This window comes from Stakelama saccharophila, assembly GCF_032229225.1.
GTDB classification, from domain to species: Bacteria; Pseudomonadota; Alphaproteobacteria; order Sphingomonadales; family Sphingomonadaceae; genus Sphingomonas; species Sphingomonas saccharophila.
On the sequence record NZ_CP135076.1, the window covers coordinates 87,810 to 108,363 of the forward strand.

Below are 20,554 nucleotides of genomic sequence, written 5' to 3' on the forward strand. Positions count from 1 at the left end.
AAATTGATCAACCGTATAATCGACGCACGGCCGTTTAGTTTGATACTGCTACAGTTCCATGACGCACGCATTTCTGCCCTATATAGCCAACGCAAATTGCGATCTTCGGCCATCGGAAACGAACGCTGAACCGATGTTCAGCACACCGTTCCGATTTGGTTGAACAGTCATGCAGTCAGCAGGGAGATACCCGCGCCTGGCCGGCCTGCCTTCAGCTCGACAGCATCTCGGATCGGAAGCCTGTTCGCCGGTGATCGACGCGCCCGGCGCGGCGGAGCCCGGCCGCGGCCGCGCTGCACCGCAGGAAAGCTGATACCGATGGCGGTGCGCTTCCGGTTGCGCGATTGATCCACCGGTGCGGGCGCGGCGGGCCGAAACCGGCACCGCCGCGCTTGCGCTTCGTCGCCATGCCGGTACACAGGGTCCCGAGGTTTTGGGCAAGATTGCGGGGGAATACGATGCGGGGATGGTTTGCGGCGGCACTGGTCGGGCTGGCGCTCGGGGCGGTGCAGGCACCGGCGATGGCCCAAGCGGAAAAGCCGTCGGACGAGAAGGCGAAGACCGAGACCAAGCCCGACCTTCCCCCGCTTCCCGAAGACAAGACCGTCGATCAGAGCGCGGTGATCGGCGGCCGGACGATCCGCTACAAGGCGACCGTCGGATCGCTGCCGGTACGCGACGAGGACGGCAAGAAGATCGCGGACATCGTCTATACGGCCTATACCGTCCCCGGCGGCGACGTCGATCGCCCCGTCACCTTCGCCTTCAACGGCGGGCCCGGCGCATCCTCGGTCTATCTCAATCTCGGCGCGATCGGCCCGAAGCACGTGCCTTTCGGCGATGCCGGCGATTCCCCGTCGGACGCGCCCGTCCTCACCGACAATCCGAACAGTTGGCTGGGCTTTACCGACCTCGTCTTCATCGACCCCGTCGGAACCGGCTTCAGCCGCAGCCTGGAAGATGCGGAAAAGACGAAGAAGGACTTCTACGCCAACGAACCCGACATCAAATATCTGTCGCGCATCGTCTATGACTGGCTGGTGACGAACAAGCGACTGCGCTCGCCCAAATATGTCATCGGCGAAAGCTATGGCGGCTACCGCGCGCCGCGCATCGCCTATGAATTGCAGACGCAGATGGGCGTGGGCGTCAAGGGGCTGGTGATGGTGTCGCCCTATCTCGATCCGGCCGCGATCGGCGACGAAACGGCGCTATCGCCGCTGCCGTGGATGATCAACCTGCCGTCGATGGCGGCGGGCCAGCTCGAGCGCGAAGGCAAGCTCACCCCGGCGGCGATGGCGGATGTCGAGGCCTATACCCGCGGCCAGTTCGTGACCGACTTCTTCGCCGGCCGCGCCGACCCGGTCGCCACGCAGCGGCTGGAGACGAAGGTCGCGGCGCTGACCGGGCTCGACCCCAAGATCGTCGACGACCTGGATGGCCGCATAGACATCGGCACCTATCTGCGCGAAACGCGCCGTGACGAAGGCCGGATCGGCAGCGTCTATGACAGCAACGTCACCGCCTGGGACCCATTCCCGGCGTCGGCAGACCGCAATTCGGGCGATCCGATCCTGAACGCGCTGATCGCGCCGACGACGAGTGCGATGGTCGATTTCGTCACCCGCGTGGTCGGCTGGGACATCGATGCGCGCTATCACGCTTTGTCCTACGAGGTGAACGAGGCGTGGGATCGCGGCACGCCGGACGACAAGCCGGTCGCCGACCTGCGCCGGGCGATCGCCAACGATCCCGATATGGCGGTGATGATCGCGCATGGCTGGAACGATCTGTCCTGCCCGTTCTTCGGCTCACAGCTCCTGATCGACCAGATGCCGTCCTTCGGCATGAAGCAGCGGATCGACCTCAACGTCTATCATGGCGGACACATGTTCTACACCCGCGACGACAGCGGCGCTGCGTTCCGCCAGGATGCCGAGGCGATGTACCGCCGCTGACCGACGGCGCGCCCGCCTCTAGCGGCGGGCGCGCGTTCGGCCTATCTTGGCGGCGATGCGCTTTCTCCGCTTTTTTTCGCCGCTCCACGCCTATCGCGACCTGCGCCGCTATCTGCTGACGCGCAAACGCCATGAGCTGTGGTTCATGCTGGCGTCGCTTGTCGTCACCATGACGGTCGTGACCGTCTTTCTGATCGACGCGCCCCCCCCGGCGCCGCCGCCAGCGCCCGAGATCATCTATGTCGAAAGCTGGCCGCTCAACCGCACCGACGAACAGATCGCGGCGGCCGCGAAGGTGGCGAAGGCAAAACGCGCGGCACGCGAGGCGGAGCTCGCACGGCTGCGGGCCGCGCGGCGCGAGCAGTTCCGGGAGGTCGACAACAGCCTCGATAGCTGGGGCTTGTGAGCGATGCGCGCTGGATGGCGGCGGCGCTAACGCTTGCCGAGCGCGGCCGCGGGCGCACCGCCCCCAATCCCAATGTCGGGTGCATGATCGTAAAGGACGGTCGCGTTGTCGGGCGCGGCTGGACGCAAGCCGGCGGCCGGCCGCATGCCGAGGCGGTGGCGCTCGACCGTGCGGGCGCGGCAGCGCGCGGCGCCACGGTCTATGTCACGCTCGAACCGTGCGCACACGCCTCGCCGCGCGGGCCGACTTGTTCGGACCTGCTGATCGAAGCGGGCGTCGCGCGGGTGGTGGCGGCGCTCGGCGATTCCGATCCGCGAACCGACGGCAGCGGGATCGGGCGGTTGCGCGACAGCGGGGTCGCGGTGGATATCGGCGTCGGTGAGGCGGCGGCACGGCGCAGCATGGCCGGGTTCCTGACGCGCCGCGCGCTCGGGCGGCCGCATGTGACGCTGAAGCTCGCCACCTCGCTCGACGGCTGCATCGCCCGCGCCGATGGCGAGAGCCGCTGGATCACCGGCGAGGCGGCACGGGCACATGCCCATCTCGAACGCGCGCGGCACGAAGCGATCCTCGTCGGACGCGGGACCTATGAAGCGGATGCGCCCAAGCTCGACGTCCGACTCGCAGGGCTCGACAATCGCTCGCCGCGCCGCGTGCTGCTGACGCGCAGCCTCGATACGGTCGCGGGCTTGACGGTGGTCGGCGCGCCGGAACGGATCGCCGATCTCGACGGTGTCGACCATGTGCTGGTGGAAGGCGGCGCAGGAGCGGCATCGGCCTTCCTTGCCGCCGACCTGATCGACCGCCTGCTCATCTACCGAGCGCCGATCCTGATCGGCGGCGGGCGGCCGGCAATCGGCGATATCGGCCTCGACCGGCTGGCCGATGCGCATGGCCGCTGGCGGCTGGTCGACCAGCGCATGCTTGGCAGCGACCGCCTCGAAGCCTATGAGCGCGTTCGAGACTGACCATGTTCACCGGAATCGTCACCGACATCGGCACCGTCGAAGCCGCCGGCCAGCAGGGCGACCTGCGCGTGCGCATCGCGTGCGGCTACGACACCGCGACCATCGACCTTGGCGCATCGATCGCCTGTTCGGGCGTCTGCCTGACCGTGGTCGACAAGGGGCCGGGCTGGTTCGCGGTCGATGTTTCCGGCGAGACCGTCGCGCGCACCGCCGATGGGCAGTGGCGCGAGGGCGCCCGTCTCAACCTCGAACGCGCGCTGAAGGTCGGCGACGAACTGGGCGGGCACATCGTCACCGGCCATGTCGACGGCATCGGCGACGTCGTCGAACTGCGGGAGGAAGGCGGCTCGCACCGCGTCACCATCGCCGTGGGCCCGGAAATCGCGCCCTTTGTGGCGCCCAAGGGCTCGATCACCGTCGACGGCGTCTCGCTGACGGTCAATTCGGTCGAGGACGTCGCGGGCGGCGTCCGCTTCGGCCTCAATATCATTCCCCACACCGCGCAGGTCACGACCTTCGCCGATCTGGCCGAGGGGCAGGCGGTCAATCTCGAGATCGACGTGCTCGCCCGCTATCTCAAACGAATGGAACAGCTCAACATCACACGGTGATGTGACACTCCCTTGCGAGCAGCCATTAGGGTGTGATATGCGGGCGCGCATGAGCACGCCCCTGATCGATCAAGTCCGCCGCCTCGTCGCCGATGGCGAGGCCACCAAGGCCGGCCTCGCACGCGCCGCCGGCCTCCATGCCAATTCGCTGCGCCGGCTCGACGAGCCCGACTGGAATCCGACCGCCGAGACGCTCAGGAAGCTTGAGCGCTATCTGGTCAACGGCGGCGGCACGGGCGTGATGGCGAGCGCGGAAGCAATCATCAACGAGGCGCGCAACGGCCGCATGTTCATCCTCGTCGATGACGAGGACCGCGAGAATGAGGGCGATCTCGTCATCCCCGCGCAGATGGCGACGCCCGACGCGATCAACTTCATGGCGCGCAACGGCCGCGGGCTCATTTGCCTGTCGCTGACCAGGCAGCGCGTCGAACAGCTCGGCCTCGACCTGATGAGCCGGTCGAACGGCACGCGGCACGAAACCGCCTTCACCGTCTCGATCGAGGCCAGGGAAGGCGTCACCACCGGCATCTCCGCCGCCGATCGCGCGCGCACCATCGCGGTCGCCACCGATTCGTCGAAGGGCCGCGACGATATCGTCACGCCGGGTCATGTCTTCCCGCTGATCGCGCGCGAGGGCGGCGTGCTGGTGCGTGCCGGCCATACCGAGGCGGCGGTCGATGTCGCCCGGCTCGCCGGGCTCAACCCGTCGGGCGTGATCTGCGAGATCATGAAGGACGACGGCACCATGGCGCGGCTCGACGACCTGATCGAATTCGCCCAGCTTCATAATCTCAAGATCGGCACGATCCGCGACCTGATCGAATATCGCAGGCGTTACGACCATCTGGTCGAGCGGCGCGCGGAGACGAGCTTCACCAGCGAATGGGGCGGCGAGTGGAAGGTCATCACCTTCTGGAACAAGGCAGCCCATACCGAGCAGGTCGCGCTGGTGAAGGGCCATGTCGACCCCGAAAAGCCGACGCTGGTGCGCATGCACGCACTGTCGCCCTTCACCGACATTTTCGGCGAAAGCGGCGACCGCGGCGGGATGCTGCGCCGGTCGATGGAGATCATCGGAGAGGAAGGTGCGGGCGTCGTCGTCGTCATCAACAAGCCGCGCGCCGACCAGTTCACCATGGCGGTGCAGGCCAAGGCCGGCACGCTCAAGGGCGCCGATATGGAGGAACTGCGCGACTACGGCGTCGGCGCGATGATCCTGACCGAGCTTGGCGTCGAGGAAATGGAACTGCTCACCAACACCCACCACACGCTGGTGGGGCTGGACGGATACGGCCTGTCGATCGTAGGCGAGCGGCCGATCGATTGCGGGACAAAGTAATGGCCAACATCCTGATTGTGGAAGCGCGCTTCTACGACCATCTGAACGACCACCTGCTCGAAGGCGCGCGTGCCGTGCTCGACGCGGGCGGCCACGACCACGGGACGCTCACCGTCCCCGGCGCGCTGGAAATCCCCGGCGCGGTCGCCTTCGCCTCGCTCCACGGCCGCTACGACGCCTTCGTCGCGCTCGGCGTGGTGATCCGCGGCGAGACCTATCATTTCGAGATCGTCGCCGGCGAAAGCGCGCGCGGGCTGATGGCGCTGTCGATGGACGGCATCGCCATCGGCAACGGCATCCTGACGGTCGAGAATGAGGAACAGGCGCTGGTCCGTGCGCGGCCCGACCAGAAGGACAAGGGCGGCGAGGCGGCGAAGGCCGCGCTTGCCATGCTCGCGCTCAAGGAGCGTTTCGGCTGATGCGCGAACCCGTTCTGTTCACCGAGCGGCTGATGCTGCGCCCGCTGAACGGCGACGATCTCGACGGCTATGCCGCGTTCGCCGCCGACGAGGAAACCATGCGCCATCTCGGCGGCACGATGGACCGCGCGGAGGCATGGCGCGACCTGTCCCTGCGCGCGGGCGCCTGGATCACGCGCGGCTTCTCGATGTTCTCGGTGATCGAGCGCGCCACCGGCGCCTGGGTCGGGCGCATCGGCCCGTGGCAACCCGAGGGCTGGCCCGGAACCGAGGTCGGCTGGGGCGTGCGACGCGAATTCGCCGGCCGTGGCTATGCCCATGAAGCGGCGGTCATGTGCATGGATTATGCCGTGGATGTCCTCGGCTGGACGCACATTATCCACACCATCGCCCCGGACAATGCGCGCTCGGCCGCCCTTGCCAGGCGCCTGGGATCGCAAAACGGCGGGCCGACGACGCTCCCCCGCCCGCTCGACCATATCCGCGTCGACGCCTGGGGCCAGACCGCCGAGGAATGGCGCGCCCGGCGGGAAGCGGGGTAACCAGGCGCGCCGCCTGCTGTCACGTCCGTATTCCTGCGCAGGCAGGATCCAGAGCCGGACAGCGCAGCGTTCGTCGCTCTGGGCTCCTGCCTGCGCAGGAGCACTGCCGTAGGAGGCGCAATCCTCTTGCGACACGCCAATCAGGCGAGACACCGAACAGCCCGTCATGCGGAACGCGATTCAGCATCCAGAACCCTGAATGCTGCGGCCCTGGGTTTCCCACTTTCGGCAGAATGACGGTTGCACGCGAACTCGCCTTTATGCTGGCACGCGGGTTCGGTCGCTGGCACAGCTACGGCGTGACGCGCACCCTGTTCTTTCTCGGCGGCTGGTCCGCGCTGGCGCTCGGCCTTGTCGGCGTCTTCCTGCCGCTGCTGCCGACGGTGCCGTTCGTCATCCTCGCCGCCTTCTGCTTCGCGCGGTCGAGCCCGGCGCTGGAACGCCGCCTGATCGAACATCCGCGCTTCGGGCCGCACATCGCGGCGTGGCGAGAGGCTGGCGCGATTTCCCGGCGCGGCAAATGGATGGCGACGGCGGCCTTTGCCGTCAGCGTGGCCGCCGCGCTCTATTGGATGCGCTGGCCCTGGGTCGCGTTTCCGCTGGCGGCGATGCTCGCCAGCGGAACCTGGATCTGGACGCGTCCCGAACGCTGAGCGCTATTCGGCCGCCTCCGCCTCGGCCAGCGCGGGATAGTCCACATAGCCTTCGGCGCCGCCGCTGTACCAGGTCGCCATCTCGTCCTTGTTGAGATCGGCTCCCCGCTCGAAACGCCGCGGCAGGTCCGGATTGGCGAGGAAGGTGCGCCCGAACGCCACCGCATCGCACAGTCCGGCATCGAGTTCCGCCTGCGCTTCGGCATAGCCATAGTCCTGGTTGAGCACGAGCGGACGATCGAACACCGGCCGAATCGCGGGCGAGATACGCGGCTGCTCGGTCTTGCCGAACGTTCCCTCCGGCCCCGGTTCGCGCAGTTCGAGAAAGGCGATCTGTTGTTCCGCGAGCCACTTGGCGGCGGGCACATAGACCGCTTCCGGGTTGCTGTCCTCCACGCCTTGCGTGTCGCCATTGGGAGAGAAGCGCACGCCGGTCCGATCGGCGCCGACCTCGGCGATCAACCGCTCGACCGCCTCGCGCAGCAGCCGGGCGCGGTTTTCCGGGCTGCCGCCATAGTCGTCGTCGCGGAAATTTGCGCCGTCGCGCAGGAACTGGTCGATCAGATAGCCATTGGCGGCATGAAGCTGCACGCCGTCGAACCCGGCCTTCTTCGCGTTGCGCGCGGCGTTCGAATAGTCGTCGAGCACGCGGGCGATGTCGTCCTTTGTCGCCGGGCGCGCCTCGACATGCTCCTGCTTGCCGTCATAGGTGTGCGTCTTGCCCGGCGCGCGCGTGGCGGACGAGGACAGCGGCTGTGCGCCGTCCAGAAAGCTCGAATGCACGACCCGGCCCATGTGCCAGAGCTGGGCGACGATGCGTCCACCCGCCTTGTGCACTGCCTCCGTCACCGGCTTCCACGCTTCGGTCTGTTCGGCGGTCCACAGCCCCGGCGCATAGGGCCAGCCCAAGCCTTCGCGACTGATCCCCGTCGCTTCGGAGATGATCAGGCCGGCCGAGGCGCGCTGCGCATAATAATCGGCCATGATCGCGGTCGGCACATGTTCGCGCGTCGCGCGGCCGCGGGTCAGCGGCGCCATCAGGATGCGGTTGGGCGCGTGGATGGCGCCGAGCTGGATCGGGTCGAACAGGCTGGGCATGCATCAATTCCTTCGTGCGTTGACGTTGCAGGCCAGATAGGGCGGCAAACGGTCCCACGCACGAATCGACGCACCCAAGAATATCTTCGCCCGGCCAAAGCGAGCGGTTTCCGCTGCCCGCCGTGCTGGTCGTCGGCGCCAATATCACGCTTGCATTCGGGTCGTGGCTGGTCCGCCTCGCCGATGTCGGCCCGGTCTCGGCGGCGTTCTGGCGGCTGCTGTTGGCACCTATCTTGGTCGCAGTCGCCGTCGTGCCTGACAGCCGCCGTTCCGGGCGACCCAGGGCGGAGTCAGGCCCTGGCCAGCGCCTCTGCGATCAGCCTGCGGCTGTTCTCGACGCCGTAGAGCACGATGAAGCTGCCCATGCGCGGCCCCTGGGACGAGCCCAATAGCGTCTCGTACAGCGCCTTGAACCAGTCGCGCAGCCGCTCCTTGCCGAAATGGGCCTTGCCGATCTCATAGACCTGGTTCTGGATGTCGGCCGCCGGATCGCCGCCGGGCTGGTGTGCCGCCAGCGCCGCGTCTAGGTCGCGCAGCGCCGCAACCTCCTCGCCCGCCGGTGCGCGGCGATGCAGCGTCGGCGCCACGAAGTCGCGGCCATAAGCGAGCGCATAGTCGATCAGCGAATCGAGCGCGGGATATTCGTCCGCACTGGCATCGGGCACGTAATTGGCGAGATAGCCCCACGCCTGATCCTTGGTCGCATCGCCCATCACCCCGACGAGGTTGAGGAGCAGCCCGAACGTCACGGGCGATGTTTCCGCCGGCACCTGGCCATTGTGGATGTGATGGACGGGGTTGCCGAGCTTTTTCGACACGTCCTGGTCGGGCCAGGCGGCGCGGAACTGCCAATATTCGTCGACCGCGCGCGGGATGACGCCCATATGAAGCTGCTTTGCCTTGCGCGGTTCGCGGTAGATGTAGAAGGCCAGGCTCTCCTGCGAGCCATAGGTCAGCCACTCGTCGAGGCTGAGGCCGTTGCCCTTCGACTTGGAGATCTTTTCGCCCTTATCGTCGAGGAACATCTCGTAGATCAGCCCTTCGGGACGGCGGCCGCCGAGTACCCTGGCGATGCGGCCGGACTGCACGCCGCTGTCGGTCAGGTCCTTGCCGTACATTTCGTAATCGACGCCGAGCGCGACCCAGCGCATCGCCCAGTCGACCTTCCACTGCAGCTTGGCGCCGCCCGACAGGATCGACTGTTCGATCGTCTCGCCCTCGTCCTCGAAACGGACGAGGCCGGCCTGGGCATCGACGACTTCGACGGGAACCTGCAGCACGGCGCCCGATTTCGGGCTGATCGGCAGCACCGGCGAATAGGTCGCCTGCCGCTCCGCGCGCAGCGTCGGCAGCATGATGTCCATGATCGCCGGATAGTTGGCGAGCACGTTCCGCAGCGCATCGTCGAACGCGCCAGAGGTATAACGCTCGGTCGAGGACACGAACTCGTAATCGAAGCCGTAGCGGTCGAGGAAGTCGCGCAGCATCGCGTTGTTGTGATGCGCGAAACTCTCATACTTTTCGAACGGATCCGGGATCGCGGTCAGCGGCTTGCCGAGATGCTCGGCGAGCATTGCCTGGTTCGGCACGTTGTCCGGCACCTTGCGGAGCCCGTCCATATCGTCCGAAAAGGCGACCAGGCGTGTCTTCTGGTCCGACAGCGTTTCGAAGGCGTGGCGCACCATCGTCGTGCGCAGCACCTCGTTGAAGGTGCCGATATGCGGCAGGCCCGAGGGCCCATAGCCGGTTTCGAACAGGATCGCCTCGCCGCCCGGCTTTCCCTGCGGATAGCGTTTCAGGAGCTTGCGCGCCTCTTCAAACGGCCAGGCCTTGGACTCGAGAGCGGCGGAGCGGAGATCGGTGTCGGTCATGATGCACCGGCATCTGCCTTGTGCGCCGCGGAATCGCAAATGCGAATCGCTGCGCGGCCGGGCAGACCTGCGCGTCCCGGCCGGTTGCACTTTACCGATTGGCTGGGCCGCGGCCCCGATGGCTGATCCGCGCTACCGAGGATCACCTGATATTCGGGTCCGCAGCACCGGCCGAAACAGCTCCACCGCGAGGGGTTAGCGACCGATGCGCCTCGTATTCTCTGCCTCTTCGCTTGCCACCCGGAACGGCGACGTCGCGTTCGCGAGCGGATCGTAGTTCCGGTCGATCCGGTTGCGGATACGCGATTGCACCCTGTTTCGAATGCGGTTGTCGATTCGCGCCATCGGCGACGCGATACCGCTTTCCGCGAGGTCGGAACGGCTCAGTCGCTGGCCCACCTCGCCCACGGGGGCATCACCCGTCTCGGTCGGCGCGACTTGTGCGTGCGCCGCCAGCGGGGTCAGGCCGACGGCGGCGGATATCAGAACGATCCGCCATTTCCGGATGCTCGCGGAGCGTTGCAAGACCATCATCATTCTCCTGCGGGCCGGATTTGCACGTGCGCTATCTGTCCTTCGACCCCGGCGATGTCGTCCGACGCGCGCGTGACGAGCGTGAGAACCTGCGCCGGACAATCTTCTGGAACCATGAAGCGCCCGGAAAAGCGACCGCCGTTCCGGTCCGAATTGGGGAGTTCGACGCGTCCCAATTCGCTGCCATGATAGCAGCTCAACTGCCAATAGGGCCGGGAAACGTCTGGCTGGTCGATGCGCTCGCTCACGCCTTCGACGACGTACTCGCCGGGAGGAAGCACTTCCATTTGCCGGAGCACCGTCCCGCCGACACCGGGCGGCGTCGAGAAGGTGAACACACCGCCATCTCCACCGCTGCCGATCGTGGCGGCGATGCCGGATTGGGCCACCGGCACCCAATCGAACAGCGAGCGATATTTCGGCCGGTAGCGGAAATCCGGGTCCTGCGAGGACGCACGGTTCGCCTGTGGATGCAGCGTTTGATAGTAGGACCAGGCCGAATCCCACTTGTCCGCCGCGATTAGCGAGGAGATCAGCCCCACCTTTGCGGGCTCGGGGACGGGAACGTGCGCGCGGTCCAGAGCCGTAAAAAGTTGCTGTGCGGCTTCGGGGTCCTCCCCATCGCGTGCCGCATAGCCGAGGAACCTGTCGCGCCATGCCGGATCCCGCCCGAGCCGCTCCACCAGCAGCCGCCTGACCTGCGGATCCGAAAGCACCGACGACAGGGCAGGAAACAGGCGCTCCGATGCCGCGCCAGGCGCCGTGCGCAGCGCAATGTCATATTGCCGGATGACGCCCGGAATATCGCCCTGCCCGGCGAGATCGACAATCGCCCAGAGCTGCGTCTGCAACTCCCGCCGCGACAGGCGCTCGGCATAATGGAAGGCCGTGCGGGCGGCATCCACCCGGTTTTCGATCTGGGCCGCCAGGCCGAGCGCGATTACCGCATCGGTGGCGGCGGCGTCCCGCAACAAGACGTCGCGGGCAATGTCGGCGGCGGCGGCGAGCTGGCTCTGATCGGCGTCGGGCACCACCAGGCTGCGCGCATATGCCGCACCGATCCGCGCGTCCCACGGTGCGATCCGATAGGCTTGTGCAGCCGAGGAATGCCTCGCCTTGAGGGCCAGCGGCTGAAGCAGCGCGAAATAACCGAAGATCACGAAGGCAAGGGCGACCAGCCCTCTGACGGCCCATTCAACAGGCGAGCGATGCATCAAAGGGCGCCGCCGCTTGGGCACGTTCAGGCCTCCGTGTCGTCTTTATCGCGGCCGTAACCGTAGCCATATTCATAGCCATAGCCGTAATGCGCCTTGCGCGCCTCGAACTTGGTCAGAACACCGCCGATAATATGAGCATTGGCGGCATTCAGACGACCCAGCGCAGTCTTCACGACGCTCGAGCGAATACCATGCGACTCGACGGCATAGACGACGCCTTCCACCTGCCCGGCGATGAGCGGAGCGTCCGCAAGCCCCATGACCGGCGGCGAATCGACCACGACATGATCGTAGGCCTCCAGAAGACGTGTAATCAACAACGCCATCCGATTTCCGGTGAGGAGTTCCGCCGCGTTGGGCGGAATCGGTCCGGCCGTCATCGCCGCGATGCCAAGGTCCTCGATCCGGAATATCAGCGGATCGACCGCATCTTCCCCGGCGAGGAAGTTGCTCAAGCCGCGATCGTGATCGACCCCGCCGAGATGGTGCACGGACGGCGAGCGCATATCGCCATCGACGAGGATGACCGATCGATTGGCACGCGCCAGCATGGTGGCGAGCGAAAGTGCCGTGATCGACTTGCCCTCCGCCGGCCGGGTCGACGTGACCAGGAGGGACCGCGGAACGCCGTGGTCGGTCGTGAAGCGCAGATTGGTATGGATCGCCAGATAGGCGTCGACCAGTTCCGACCGCCGATCGAGCAGCGCCTCGCGCGGCGTCTGGCGCTCAACCTTCGGCACCGATCCCAGGAGCGACAGCCCGAGCCGCCGCTCGACCTCGGCCGGGTCGTCGATCGATTCGGACAGTTGCTCCAATACCAGCGCAAGCCCGGCACCAAGCCCCAGCCCGGCGAGCAGAGCAATCGCCAGATTTACCAGCAGCCGCGGGCTCGATGGCACCTGCGGCACATCCGCGGTGTCGACCACGGAGATGTTGTTCACGCCCACACCGCCCGCGACGCCGATCTCCTTGTAGCGCTGGAGCACGCCGTCATAGAGCGCCTGGTTCGTGTCCACTTCCTGCTGATAGATATTGTACTGGATGCTGCGACGCCGAAGGTCCAGATATTGCGCTTTGAGCGCGTCGACCTTCGCCTGCAAAACGTTTTCACGCTGCAACGCCTGTCGGTAATCGGCCTGCAGGGAGCTGGAAACCCGGCTCTCCTCGGCAGCGATGCTCTGGTCGAGTTCGTCGATCTGCGCCTTGATCGCCTTGGCCCGTGGATAGGCCGGCTCGAACTGCGTCATCAGTTGTTCGTACTGCGCGGCGAGTTCGGCGCGGCGCTGCCGCAGGCTGTTGATCGCCTGGTTGTCGAGCGCCTGGGTCGACGCGCCACCGCCCCCCACCCGCTGGTAGCGCGCCTCGGCCGAAATCCGCTCTGCTGTCGCTCGCGCAAGCTCCGCGTTGAGCGCCGCCAGATCGTCGGCGACCATGGACCGCTCGGCTTCTCCATTCCCTTGCGCGGGAAGATTGATGATCTTTTCCGATGAAGCGTAATTGACGAGCCGACGCTGCGATTCATCGAGGCGATCCTTCAACTGCGCCAACTGCTTCTTCAACACGTCGCGGCCGTAGGACGTGGCCTGCGCCTTGCGCTCCAGGTTGGACGTGATGAAATTGTTCCCCCAAGCGTTCGCCACCTTGGCCGAGAATTGCGGGTCGGGACTGGTGAAGTTGATATCCACGAGCCGCGACATGCGATCGGGATCGACACTGAGATGATCCAGCAGGATCTGCCCGGCCTGGCGCTGGCGCTCGGCACGGCCGGACGCCGCATACTGGCCGTTCTCCATCGCAAAGGCAGGATCATCGCCGCCCTCCACGCCAAAGAGCGAGAAGAACTCCGGATCGTTCACAAGCTTGAGCTGAACGGCAACGCGCTCTGCCAGCGACCTCGATCGCAGAAGCCCATATTGCGTCTGATAAAATTCCTGATCGGCAACGCTGACGTCGCGTTCCACGCCCTGAAAGCTCGTGACCTTCTCGCCCTCCCGCGCGATCTCGATCATCGAGGTTGCGGTATATTTGGGCGTCATCAGCAAGGTCACGATCAGCCCCAGCAGGATACACGCCGCAACCACGCCGGCAATGACGAAACGCCACCGCATCGCGATTCGGATATATTGCTGCACGACCGAAGAATTAGCCGTGCCAGTTCCAACAGCATCCGGAACTGGTGCCCCCGCGACCATATCAGGCCGAAGGTCGGATGAGAGTGAATTCATATTCAGCACTACCGTAAGATTGCCACGAGCGGCGCAGCCAGCAACGGCGCGAGCGACACTACGTCCCTGAACATGCGGCGTTGCGGCGAATCTCCGACAACAACCACGTCATTGGCATAAATTGGCGGATCGGCATATGCGCCATTGCGGATCGCCTCGAGATTATAGAGTCCGGCCATCCGTTGATCGCCCACGGTCCGAAGGATGACGACGTCATTGGCGTTGGCGAATTCGGACAAGCCTCTGGCTGAGGCAATTACGCGCATCAGCGTCATTTGATTGGTCACGGGATACAGACCAGGCTCTGTAACCTGCCCGTCGACGGTGACGACCTGACTCACAGAGCTTTTGATGTTCACAGTCACGTCGGGATCGCGAACATAGGTTCCGCGCAAAGCAGCTTCGATAGCCTGGGCGAGTTCCCGGGCAGTCTTGCCTCGCGCGTCAATAGTGCCGATCAGCGGCATTGAGATACGCCCGCCAGCATCCACCTGTATTTCTTGACTGAGCTCAGGTACGTTAAAGACGCTGACCTCAATCGTGTCGAGCGGGCCGATCAACGCAGGACGATCGGCCGCCGTTAAATCGGACCGGGTCGGGGGCGGCAACGAGGCGCTATTAACCACCGACAAATCTGCGCTCGGCCGCGGCAACTGCGGCTGGGCACAACCGGCCAGCGCACCGACAATCGTTATTAAAAGAAGGGAGGTACGCATAAGCATAATTAGGAGGTCCGACCAAAGCTTCCGAGCGCCTATAGGGAAACATCAATTTGGGGTAAAGTTTGAATGGTCGGCCTGCTGCCGGTTTGATGGACGCCGAGATAAGCTAAATCAGGCTACTCCAGCTTCGCGTTCGAAGTCGATGGGGCTGATACCAAGGTGCATTGATCAGAACCCATGCGCCCATTGGCGCAGGCCGAGGGACATGATGCGCCAAGGCTGATCGACGAGTTTATTCCAGGCGTGGCAGCAATGGTCGACGATATCGTCGTATGATTTGAAGATGCGGTTGGAGAGCCAGTTGTCGCGCATGAACTGCCACACGTTCTCGATCGGGTTTAATTCCGGACATCTGGGCGGCAACGGCACCAGCGTGATGTTGGGCGGCACGACGAGTTCGGCCGAGCCATGCCATCCCGCCTGATCGACGATGACGACGGCGTGCGCGCCGGGAGCGACGTGGACAGCGATCTCCTCCAGATGCATGCTCATCGCCTCGCTATTGCACCTGGGCATGACGAGGCCGGCGGCTTTGCCGTCGGCAGGACAGATCGCCCCAAAGATCCATGCCGAGGAGCGCCGCTGATCCTTCAGCGCTGAGGGGCGCGTCCCGCGTTTCGCCCAGCGCCGGGTACGCTTGGTCTGCTGGCCGACGCGGGCTTCGTCCTGCCACCACAGTTCTACTGGCGTTCCTTTCGGGAGCTGACGCTTGATCTGCGCCAGACGGGCGGCGAAACCTTTTTAAAAATAGCAATGTCATCACTCTTCTGACCGCGGTGACGAGGGCGCGCCGAGAGCTTGCGATACCCTCCGCAGCCTTTCCAACGATGCTTCGCATCGCTGGAACCTTGGGCTGCTCCGCCCATCGCGCGAAGCTCACGTCCCAGGGTGTGCAGCGTGACCGACAGACCGAACTCGTCCCATACCCACTCGGCCAGATCCGCAAGCCGCCAGCGAAGAACGCCATGCGCCGCCGGGATCGGCCCCGCCTCGACGATTTCCGCAAGCCGGGCACGCTGCTCGTCGTTCAGGATCGAGGCGCGGCCCGGTGCCTTGCGCGTCGCCAGTCCTTCGGGGCCACCATCATTGAACCGCAACACCCAGTCGCGCACGATCTGCAGCGTGACACCGGCAACCTTCGCCGCCTCGCTTCTACTGCCGCCGCCCAGGATCAGCGCTACCGCCAACAACCGCCGAACTTGGTCCCCATCACCACATCGCCGCGCAAACCGACGCAAATCCGCCGACGTGTAATCAGTTCGAACCCCAATCGCTGCCGCCATCCAACGCCTCCCAATGCCTGAAAACCTCGAATCAAATAACCCTTCTTCCGCAGCTGACCGTCAAAGGCTTTCATCTCCCTCCTTGCTCAAGGCGGCAAGATGATCGTTCAGGCTGAACAGCGACTGGGGATTCATGGCGGCACCCCCAAATGTTTCGCCGTCACTGAATCATCCTATGGCGATTTGCGCGAGACGTTCTTGCGGGCGTCCAGCTCGCGCTGGAGGATATCCTCGTCGCCACGGCGCAAAGTGTCACCGCGACGCGTGATGCCGACGAGAATGAGACGCCCGCGCCTGCCGTCAGCGCACGCGCCGCGGCCCGGCGCCCGCGCGTCGCGCCGGACACGCCGCGCGAGCGCAAGGAACTCGACCCGGGCAGCACCTGTCCCGATTGTGGGGGCGAGCTACGCCTCGTCGGCGAGGACGTCAGCGAAATCATCGAGATGATCACCGCCAGGCTGAAGGTCATCGAGATGGCGCGCCCGAAAAAGTCCTGCCGCTGCTGCGAGAAGATGGTGCAGGTGCCCGCCCCGAGCCGCCCGATCCCCGGCAGCATGGCCGGAAGCAGTCTGCTTGCTCACGTACTCGTCTCGAAGTTCGACGATCATTTGCCGCTCTACCGGCAGAACGAGATCCTCGCCCGCATGGGTGCCGACATTCCCCGCAGCACACTGGCTGACTGGTGCGGAAGGGCCATGCGAACGCTGCAGCCCCTGATCGAGCGGATCGAGACCGCCGTTCTGGCCAGTGACATCATCCATGCCGACGATATGCCGATCCGGGTGCTCGATCATACGAGACGCGCCAAGGGCCTCGGCAAGGGGGTGAAGCAAGGCAGGATCTGGGGGTATGTCTGCGATCAACGCCCGTGGAACGGGCCGGCGCCGCCGGGTGTGGTCTATCGCTTTGCTCCCAACTGGAAGGCGGAGCATGTGCAAAACCACCTTCGCGACGCGAGCGGCATTCTCCAGGCCGACGCCTACAAGGGATATGCCAAGCTGTACGAACCCAGCGTGGACGGAAAGCCGCGCTTCCGGGAAGCTGCCTGCTTCGCGCACCTGCGGCGGGATTTTCACGACATCTGGAAGGCGAACAAGTCCCCGATAGCGCGCGAGGCGCTCGATCGTATCGGCCAGCTGTACGACATCGAGCGCGAGATCGCCGGCAAGCCCGCCGACGTTCGGCGGGCCGTGCGCCAGGAGTAGCAAGCCAAAGCTCGACGCACTGCGTGTCTGGGCCGAGCAGCAACTCGCCCGCATCCCGGCCAAGGGCGACCTGGCCAGTGCCTTTCGCTATGGGCTGGGTCGCTGGCCCGCATTCTGCCTGTTCGTCGAGGACGGGCACGTTGCCATCGACAACAATACCGCCGAGCGCGCTGTGCGGCCCATTGGCCTGGGAAGGCGTAACTGGCTCTTCGTCGGTGCCGAGACAGGCGCCGAGACCTTGGTGCGGGCAATGACGCTTATCGAAAGCGCCAAGATGAACGGTCTCGATCCGCAGGCGTACCTCGCCGACGTGCTCGACCGCATTCACGATCACAAGATCAACCGGATCGACGAGCTGTTGCCCTGGAATTGGGCACCGCTGACCGTCTCGCCAGCGCTGGCCGCCTGATGGCCGCCATCACCCACGTCCGCTCCCTCGACTATGTCGCCGGGATGCTGGGCGAGGACGCGGAGTTGCTGCAAGCGATCGTCTGGAATGACGACAACCTGACATACGGCGCCATTATCAGTGTCTACACCGGTCCCGACGAAGCCATCACCGCGCTAACCGACGACGGCGTCGAAGAACTGAGCGACATGCTCAGGGAAGCCCGCCGTACGACCGAAACCTGGCACGACTTCCTCGATGACTTCGTCGACGATCCCGAACTCGCCGCCCGCTTCAAGGCCCAAACGCCGCGGTAGGAACCGGACGGATACGGTCAAAATCCACCGTCCGATCCAGAACCTCCAGCGGATCGCCGTGCCGGCTCAGCAAATCAAGCTGTTCGCTCAATCCGAACAGGGTCTTCTGATGCATCCCAACGCCTACCAACCGCGAAAGGCCAGTGAATCACTTCACGCGCTATCCCGCCATAAGTTTTTGCGGGTGTCCATCTGGGAAACCAATCGGTTAATCAACGATGCCCACGCGGACGTTGAAACTCTTTGGTTCAAGCTCTCATCGATTGCGCGCCGCCCATTGCGACCCAAGCGAGTGCGGAACTCCGGATCGTCCGCGAGTTGCACTATCTGCTGTGCAAGCAACGCTGAATTGCCCACGGGGCAGGTCAAACCAGCGCCGTGTTTTTCTAGTAGTTCCGCGATCTCGCCCGTCGGCGACCCAACGAAGATCGCCGGGCGGGCGCTAGCCGCGATTCCGTAAAACTTACTCGGGACGATCATGCCTTCAAGATCAGGCTTAAGGCTAAGCCAATGAATATCGGCAACCGCCATCGACTCCCCAAGTCGCGAGCGTTCAACATACGGTCTATACGCGATGTTACCCAATCCAAGGGTAGAGGCTCTCTGATAGAGATATTCGCGCGTTTTTCCGCCACCTACAAAAAGAAAATGAATATCACTACGACCACTTAACTGTAATTCTTTTGCCGCGTGTAGGATTGTATCGACGTCGTGCGCACGCCCGAGGTTGCCGGAATAACCAACTATGGTGTCGGACGAGGCAAATCCCCATTCTTTTCGCAGCGACTGATGCCCAGATGCGTTGGGCAAAAGCGCTCTGTCAGCAGTCCAGTTCGGGATCATCACAATCTGATCTTCCCGCACACCTTGTGAACACAAGATGGATAGCATGCGCTTTCCGATCACGACATTGGCACTGGCAGCCTTTAAGCTCTTATTCCGTAGCATTGCCAAGAATCGCCCCGTCAATCCTCTCGCTATAGCGACACCTAGCCTTCCGGCGAGCTCAGGGTAAAGATCCTGAATCCAGACAACGAACTTGGCACCGCGCATGCGGGCCACTAGCATCATCGGGATTGAAAGAAGCGGAGGATCAGTCTTGGCCACGAGCACATCGCCTCGCCTCACCTCGCGCCATGCTGCGGTCGAGGCGGCCATGTAAAAGGTCACGAAATGTGCGGCCTTGGCGAGAAGCGCTTGCCGTCCTCCACCCCATGTTCTTACGCGTAGGATCTGGACACCTGCAACCTCCTCGCGCGCAGCGAGATGGCGTTTTGGATCGCTGTACGACAATTGGCTCGTGACCACCGTAACCGGCTGTCCGCGGGCCGCGAGGTCAAATGCGACGTCCGATAATATTTGAGCGGTAGCACTCTCGTCTGGCCAAAAGAAGCGATTGCAAAATATAACTCTAGCGCCCATCTTCGGCACCAATGTCGATGCCTAGGCGCGCGAGAATTGCATCACGCCGGGACAGACCCTTAGTCATAGCGCAACGCACCTCGAACACCTTCGAATCTACTAAGACTCGATACCAGCACCCTTGTAGAAAGTGGAAAAATAGGCCCGGCATCCCATCGAGAAAGCCGAGCAACATTATGTAGCGAAAGAAAAAGTACACGAACGCGCGCGCTGCAAGCGGCAAATTGTTGTAGACCTTTTCTTTCAGGATGCGCTTAAGCGCCGCCATGCGCCCCAACCTTTCGGTGCAACCGGGCTTCCGAGTAGAATGCATCAAAATTTGCACGGCCTCCCGACTCGCGTACCGGTTGTGCTTGTCGGTCCACCAAGAAATGTTATTAAGATTTTCGTCGAAGAGATCAATTGTCGTGGTACGTACAGCACCTTCAACGACAATATGTTCGTCCATCCAACGCTGTTCCGACCTCCCTCGGCCGCATCTCCAGAGCCGCAACTGCGGACTTGGCTCTAACCCGCCCCAGCGAAGACGCCGGCCGAGAAACACGATGTGTCGGCGAAGTTCGAGCCCTGCTACGTGCTGCGGCGCTGCGGCCAGAGCTACGCGAACCTGCTCGTGTTGATGCCGATTAAGATATTCGTCGGCATCAATTCTAAGCAGCCAGCGGCTATCATCAGCAGTTAAATAATCAATGCCCGCGTTAACCTGCGCCGCATGCGTGACGAAGCGATTGTGAATCACCTCCGCCCCCATGGCGCGGCATATCGCGACCGTGCTGTCACTAGATCCAGAGTCGACCACGAGCACGTGATCGCAGAGGCCCGATAAAGATCCCAAGCAGCGCTCGATATGCATCTCTTCGTTTAATGTGATTACGATCCCAGTCAGTTTGCTCGATCGGTTACCGCGGGTCATGCGCTATCGCTTCCCTGACGCTGGCGCACTGGCTGTGCCGGATTGCCGGCGACTATCCAAGCAGCTGGCACATCTTTGGTGACGACCCCGCAGGCGGCCACAACCGCGCGATCGCCGACTCGAACACCAGGACCAACGAAAGCTGCAGCGGCCACCCACGCGCCCTTGCCAATGGTTATCGGGGCGCCAACCAAAGCAAAAGAGCAATCATCGACATCGTGACTAGCTGTGCACAGGTAGGCTCTCTGACTTATGACGCAATCACTTTCCAAATAAATTGGAGCGACATTATAGCAGTCTACAGCGGGTCCGAGACAACTGCCGGGTTCCATGACAAGTCTATTGGGCGCCCAAATTTTCGAAGTTGGATAAATAGTCGTCGCGCTCGCAATCTTTGCACCGAAGGCGAGCAGCAGCACTCTACGCCACCAATGCAATGGTGCCGGCGAAGGGCGAAACA

18 protein-coding genes and 1 pseudogene are annotated in these 20,554 nt (G+C 64.0%); 10 read left to right on the forward strand and 9 right to left on the reverse strand.

The window, feature by feature from the left end:
* Positions 1–458: 458 nt before the first annotated feature.
* The 8 genes from RPR59_RS00420 to RPR59_RS00455 all read left to right on the forward strand — a co-directional run bounded on the left by RPR59_RS00420 (position 459) and on the right by RPR59_RS00455 (position 6,899).
* Positions 459–1,958 (forward strand): S10 family peptidase, encoded by a 1,500-nt coding sequence (locus RPR59_RS00420; RefSeq protein ID WP_313915537.1) that lies wholly within the window; start codon positions 459–461, stop codon positions 1,956–1,958.
* Between the two features lie 55 nt (positions 1,959–2,013).
* Positions 2,014–2,364 (forward strand): hypothetical protein, encoded by a 351-nt coding sequence (locus tag RPR59_RS00425; RefSeq protein ID WP_313915539.1) that lies wholly within the window; start codon positions 2,014–2,016, stop codon positions 2,362–2,364.
* A 14-nt stretch (positions 2,365–2,378) separates the two neighbouring features.
* A complete protein-coding gene (gene ribD, locus RPR59_RS00430; RefSeq protein WP_313918556.1) occupies positions 2,379–3,332 on the forward strand; it encodes a bifunctional diaminohydroxyphosphoribosylaminopyrimidine deaminase/5-amino-6-(5-phosphoribosylamino)uracil reductase RibD in 954 nt (317 codons plus the stop codon).
* A 2-nt stretch (positions 3,333–3,334) separates the two neighbouring features.
* A complete protein-coding gene (locus tag RPR59_RS00435) occupies positions 3,335–3,943 on the forward strand; it encodes a riboflavin synthase (RefSeq protein WP_313915541.1) in 609 nt (202 codons plus the stop codon).
* Positions 3,944–3,992: 49 nt separating this feature from the next.
* Positions 3,993–5,285 (forward strand): 3,4-dihydroxy-2-butanone-4-phosphate synthase, encoded by a 1,293-nt coding sequence (ribB, locus tag RPR59_RS00440; protein WP_313915543.1) that lies wholly within the window; start codon positions 3,993–3,995, stop codon positions 5,283–5,285.
* On the forward strand, positions 5,285–5,704 hold the full coding sequence (ribH, locus tag RPR59_RS00445) for a 6,7-dimethyl-8-ribityllumazine synthase (protein ID WP_313915545.1): 420 nt from the start codon (positions 5,285–5,287) through the stop codon (positions 5,702–5,704). The genes ribB and ribH overlap by 1 nt, the downstream gene beginning before the upstream one ends.
* The gene (locus RPR59_RS00450) at positions 5,704–6,246 is read left to right on the forward strand and encodes a GNAT family N-acetyltransferase (RefSeq protein WP_313915548.1); all 543 of its coding nucleotides are present in this window, start codon (positions 5,704–5,706) and stop codon (positions 6,244–6,246) included. The genes ribH and RPR59_RS00450 overlap by 1 nt, the downstream gene beginning before the upstream one ends.
* A 299-nt stretch (positions 6,247–6,545) precedes the next feature.
* Positions 6,546–6,899, forward strand: coding sequence for a YbaN family protein (locus RPR59_RS00455; RefSeq protein WP_313918558.1), 354 nt, complete (start codon positions 6,546–6,548; stop codon positions 6,897–6,899).
* Positions 6,900–6,902: 3 nt separating this feature from the next.
* Here RPR59_RS00455 and RPR59_RS00460 read toward each other — a convergent pair whose 3' ends face one another.
* The 7 genes from RPR59_RS00460 to RPR59_RS00490 all read right to left on the reverse strand — a co-directional run bounded on the left by RPR59_RS00460 (position 6,903) and on the right by RPR59_RS00490 (position 15,849).
* Positions 6,903–7,997, reverse strand: a complete 1,095-nt coding sequence (locus tag RPR59_RS00460) for an alkene reductase (protein WP_313915550.1) — start codon at positions 7,995–7,997, stop codon at positions 6,903–6,905.
* Between the two features lie 290 nt (positions 7,998–8,287).
* The gene (locus RPR59_RS00465) at positions 8,288–9,868 is read right to left on the reverse strand and encodes a lysine--tRNA ligase (protein WP_313915552.1); all 1,581 of its coding nucleotides are present in this window, start codon (positions 9,866–9,868) and stop codon (positions 8,288–8,290) included.
* Positions 9,869–10,063: 195 nt separating this feature from the next.
* Positions 10,064–10,399 carry a hypothetical protein gene (locus tag RPR59_RS00470; protein ID WP_313915554.1) on the reverse strand — a complete coding sequence of 112 codons (336 nt, stop codon included), beginning with the start codon at positions 10,397–10,399 and terminating at the stop codon, positions 10,064–10,066.
* Positions 10,400–10,401: 2 nt separating this feature from the next.
* Complete coding sequence (locus RPR59_RS00475; RefSeq protein WP_313915556.1) at positions 10,402–11,436, reverse strand: tetratricopeptide repeat protein; 1,035 nt, start codon at positions 11,434–11,436, stop codon at positions 10,402–10,404.
* 206 nt (positions 11,437–11,642) lie between these two features.
* A complete protein-coding gene (locus tag RPR59_RS00480) occupies positions 11,643–13,727 on the reverse strand; it encodes a GumC family protein (protein WP_313915559.1) in 2,085 nt (694 codons plus the stop codon).
* A 125-nt stretch (positions 13,728–13,852) separates the two neighbouring features.
* Positions 13,853–14,566 (reverse strand): polysaccharide biosynthesis/export family protein, encoded by a 714-nt coding sequence (locus RPR59_RS00485; protein ID WP_313915561.1) that lies wholly within the window; start codon positions 14,564–14,566, stop codon positions 13,853–13,855.
* 168 nt (positions 14,567–14,734) lie between these two features.
* Positions 14,735–15,849, reverse strand: a protein-coding gene (locus RPR59_RS00490; RefSeq protein WP_432280275.1) for an IS630 family transposase whose coding sequence is annotated in 2 segments (ribosomal slippage) — positions 14,735–15,303 and positions 15,303–15,849 — 1,116 coding nt in all. Because the reading frame shifts where the segments join, the coding sequence is not laid out codon by codon here.
* A gap of 314 nt (positions 15,850–16,163) precedes the next feature.
* Here RPR59_RS00490 and tnpC point away from each other — a divergent pair.
* Both tnpC and RPR59_RS00500 read left to right on the forward strand, forming a co-directional pair.
* Positions 16,164–17,463 (forward strand): annotated as a pseudogene (gene tnpC, locus RPR59_RS00495) (IS66 family transposase); the annotation flags it as partial.
* Positions 17,463–17,759: a hypothetical protein gene (locus RPR59_RS00500; RefSeq protein WP_313915565.1), complete on the forward strand. Its 297-nt coding sequence runs from the start codon at positions 17,463–17,465 to the stop codon at positions 17,757–17,759. The pseudogene tnpC and the gene RPR59_RS00500, both read left to right, overlap by 1 nt.
* 153 nt (positions 17,760–17,912) lie before the next feature.
* Here RPR59_RS00500 and RPR59_RS00505 read toward each other — a convergent pair whose 3' ends face one another.
* Entirely contained in the window at positions 17,913–19,181 is a 1,269-nt protein-coding gene (locus tag RPR59_RS00505; protein WP_313918560.1) for a glycosyltransferase family 4 protein, read from the reverse strand.
* Positions 19,171–20,094, reverse strand: a complete 924-nt coding sequence (locus tag RPR59_RS00510) for a glycosyltransferase family 2 protein (protein ID WP_313915567.1) — start codon at positions 20,092–20,094, stop codon at positions 19,171–19,173. The genes RPR59_RS00505 and RPR59_RS00510 overlap by 11 nt, the downstream gene beginning before the upstream one ends.
* Positions 20,095–20,554: the final 460 nt, after the last annotated feature.

Bases quoted from the DNA above. Each gene is read 5' to 3' on its own strand.
- RPR59_RS00500 (WP_313915565.1), top strand. From the start codon at position 17,463: ATGGCCGCCATCACCCACGTCCGCTCCCTCGACTATGTCGCCGGGATG.
- ribD (WP_313918556.1), top strand. From the start codon at position 2,379: ATGGCGGCGGCGCTAACGCTTGCCGAGCGCGGCCGCGGGCGCACCGCC.
- RPR59_RS00450 (WP_313915548.1), top strand. From the start codon at position 5,704: ATGCGCGAACCCGTTCTGTTCACCGAGCGGCTGATGCTGCGCCCGCTG.
- RPR59_RS00480 (WP_313915559.1), bottom strand. From the start codon at position 13,727: ATGCGGTGGCGTTTCGTCATTGCCGGCGTGGTTGCGGCGTGTATCCTG.
- ribB (WP_313915543.1), top strand. From the start codon at position 3,993: ATGAGCACGCCCCTGATCGATCAAGTCCGCCGCCTCGTCGCCGATGGC.
- RPR59_RS00485 (WP_313915561.1), bottom strand. From the start codon at position 14,566: ATGCTTATGCGTACCTCCCTTCTTTTAATAACGATTGTCGGTGCGCTG.
- RPR59_RS00470 (WP_313915554.1), bottom strand. From the start codon at position 10,399: ATGGTCTTGCAACGCTCCGCGAGCATCCGGAAATGGCGGATCGTTCTG.
- RPR59_RS00505 (WP_313918560.1), bottom strand. From the start codon at position 19,181: ATGGGCGCTAGAGTTATATTTTGCAATCGCTTCTTTTGGCCAGACGAG.
- RPR59_RS00510 (WP_313915567.1), bottom strand. From the start codon at position 20,094: ATGACCCGCGGTAACCGATCGAGCAAACTGACTGGGATCGTAATCACA.
- ribH (WP_313915545.1), top strand. From the start codon at position 5,285: ATGGCCAACATCCTGATTGTGGAAGCGCGCTTCTACGACCATCTGAAC.
- RPR59_RS00425 (WP_313915539.1), top strand. From the start codon at position 2,014: ATGCGCTTTCTCCGCTTTTTTTCGCCGCTCCACGCCTATCGCGACCTG.
- RPR59_RS00435 (WP_313915541.1), top strand. From the start codon at position 3,335: ATGTTCACCGGAATCGTCACCGACATCGGCACCGTCGAAGCCGCCGGC.
- RPR59_RS00420 (WP_313915537.1), top strand. From the start codon at position 459: ATGCGGGGATGGTTTGCGGCGGCACTGGTCGGGCTGGCGCTCGGGGCG.
- RPR59_RS00465 (WP_313915552.1), bottom strand. From the start codon at position 9,868: ATGACCGACACCGATCTCCGCTCCGCCGCTCTCGAGTCCAAGGCCTGG.
- RPR59_RS00460 (WP_313915550.1), bottom strand. From the start codon at position 7,997: ATGCCCAGCCTGTTCGACCCGATCCAGCTCGGCGCCATCCACGCGCCC.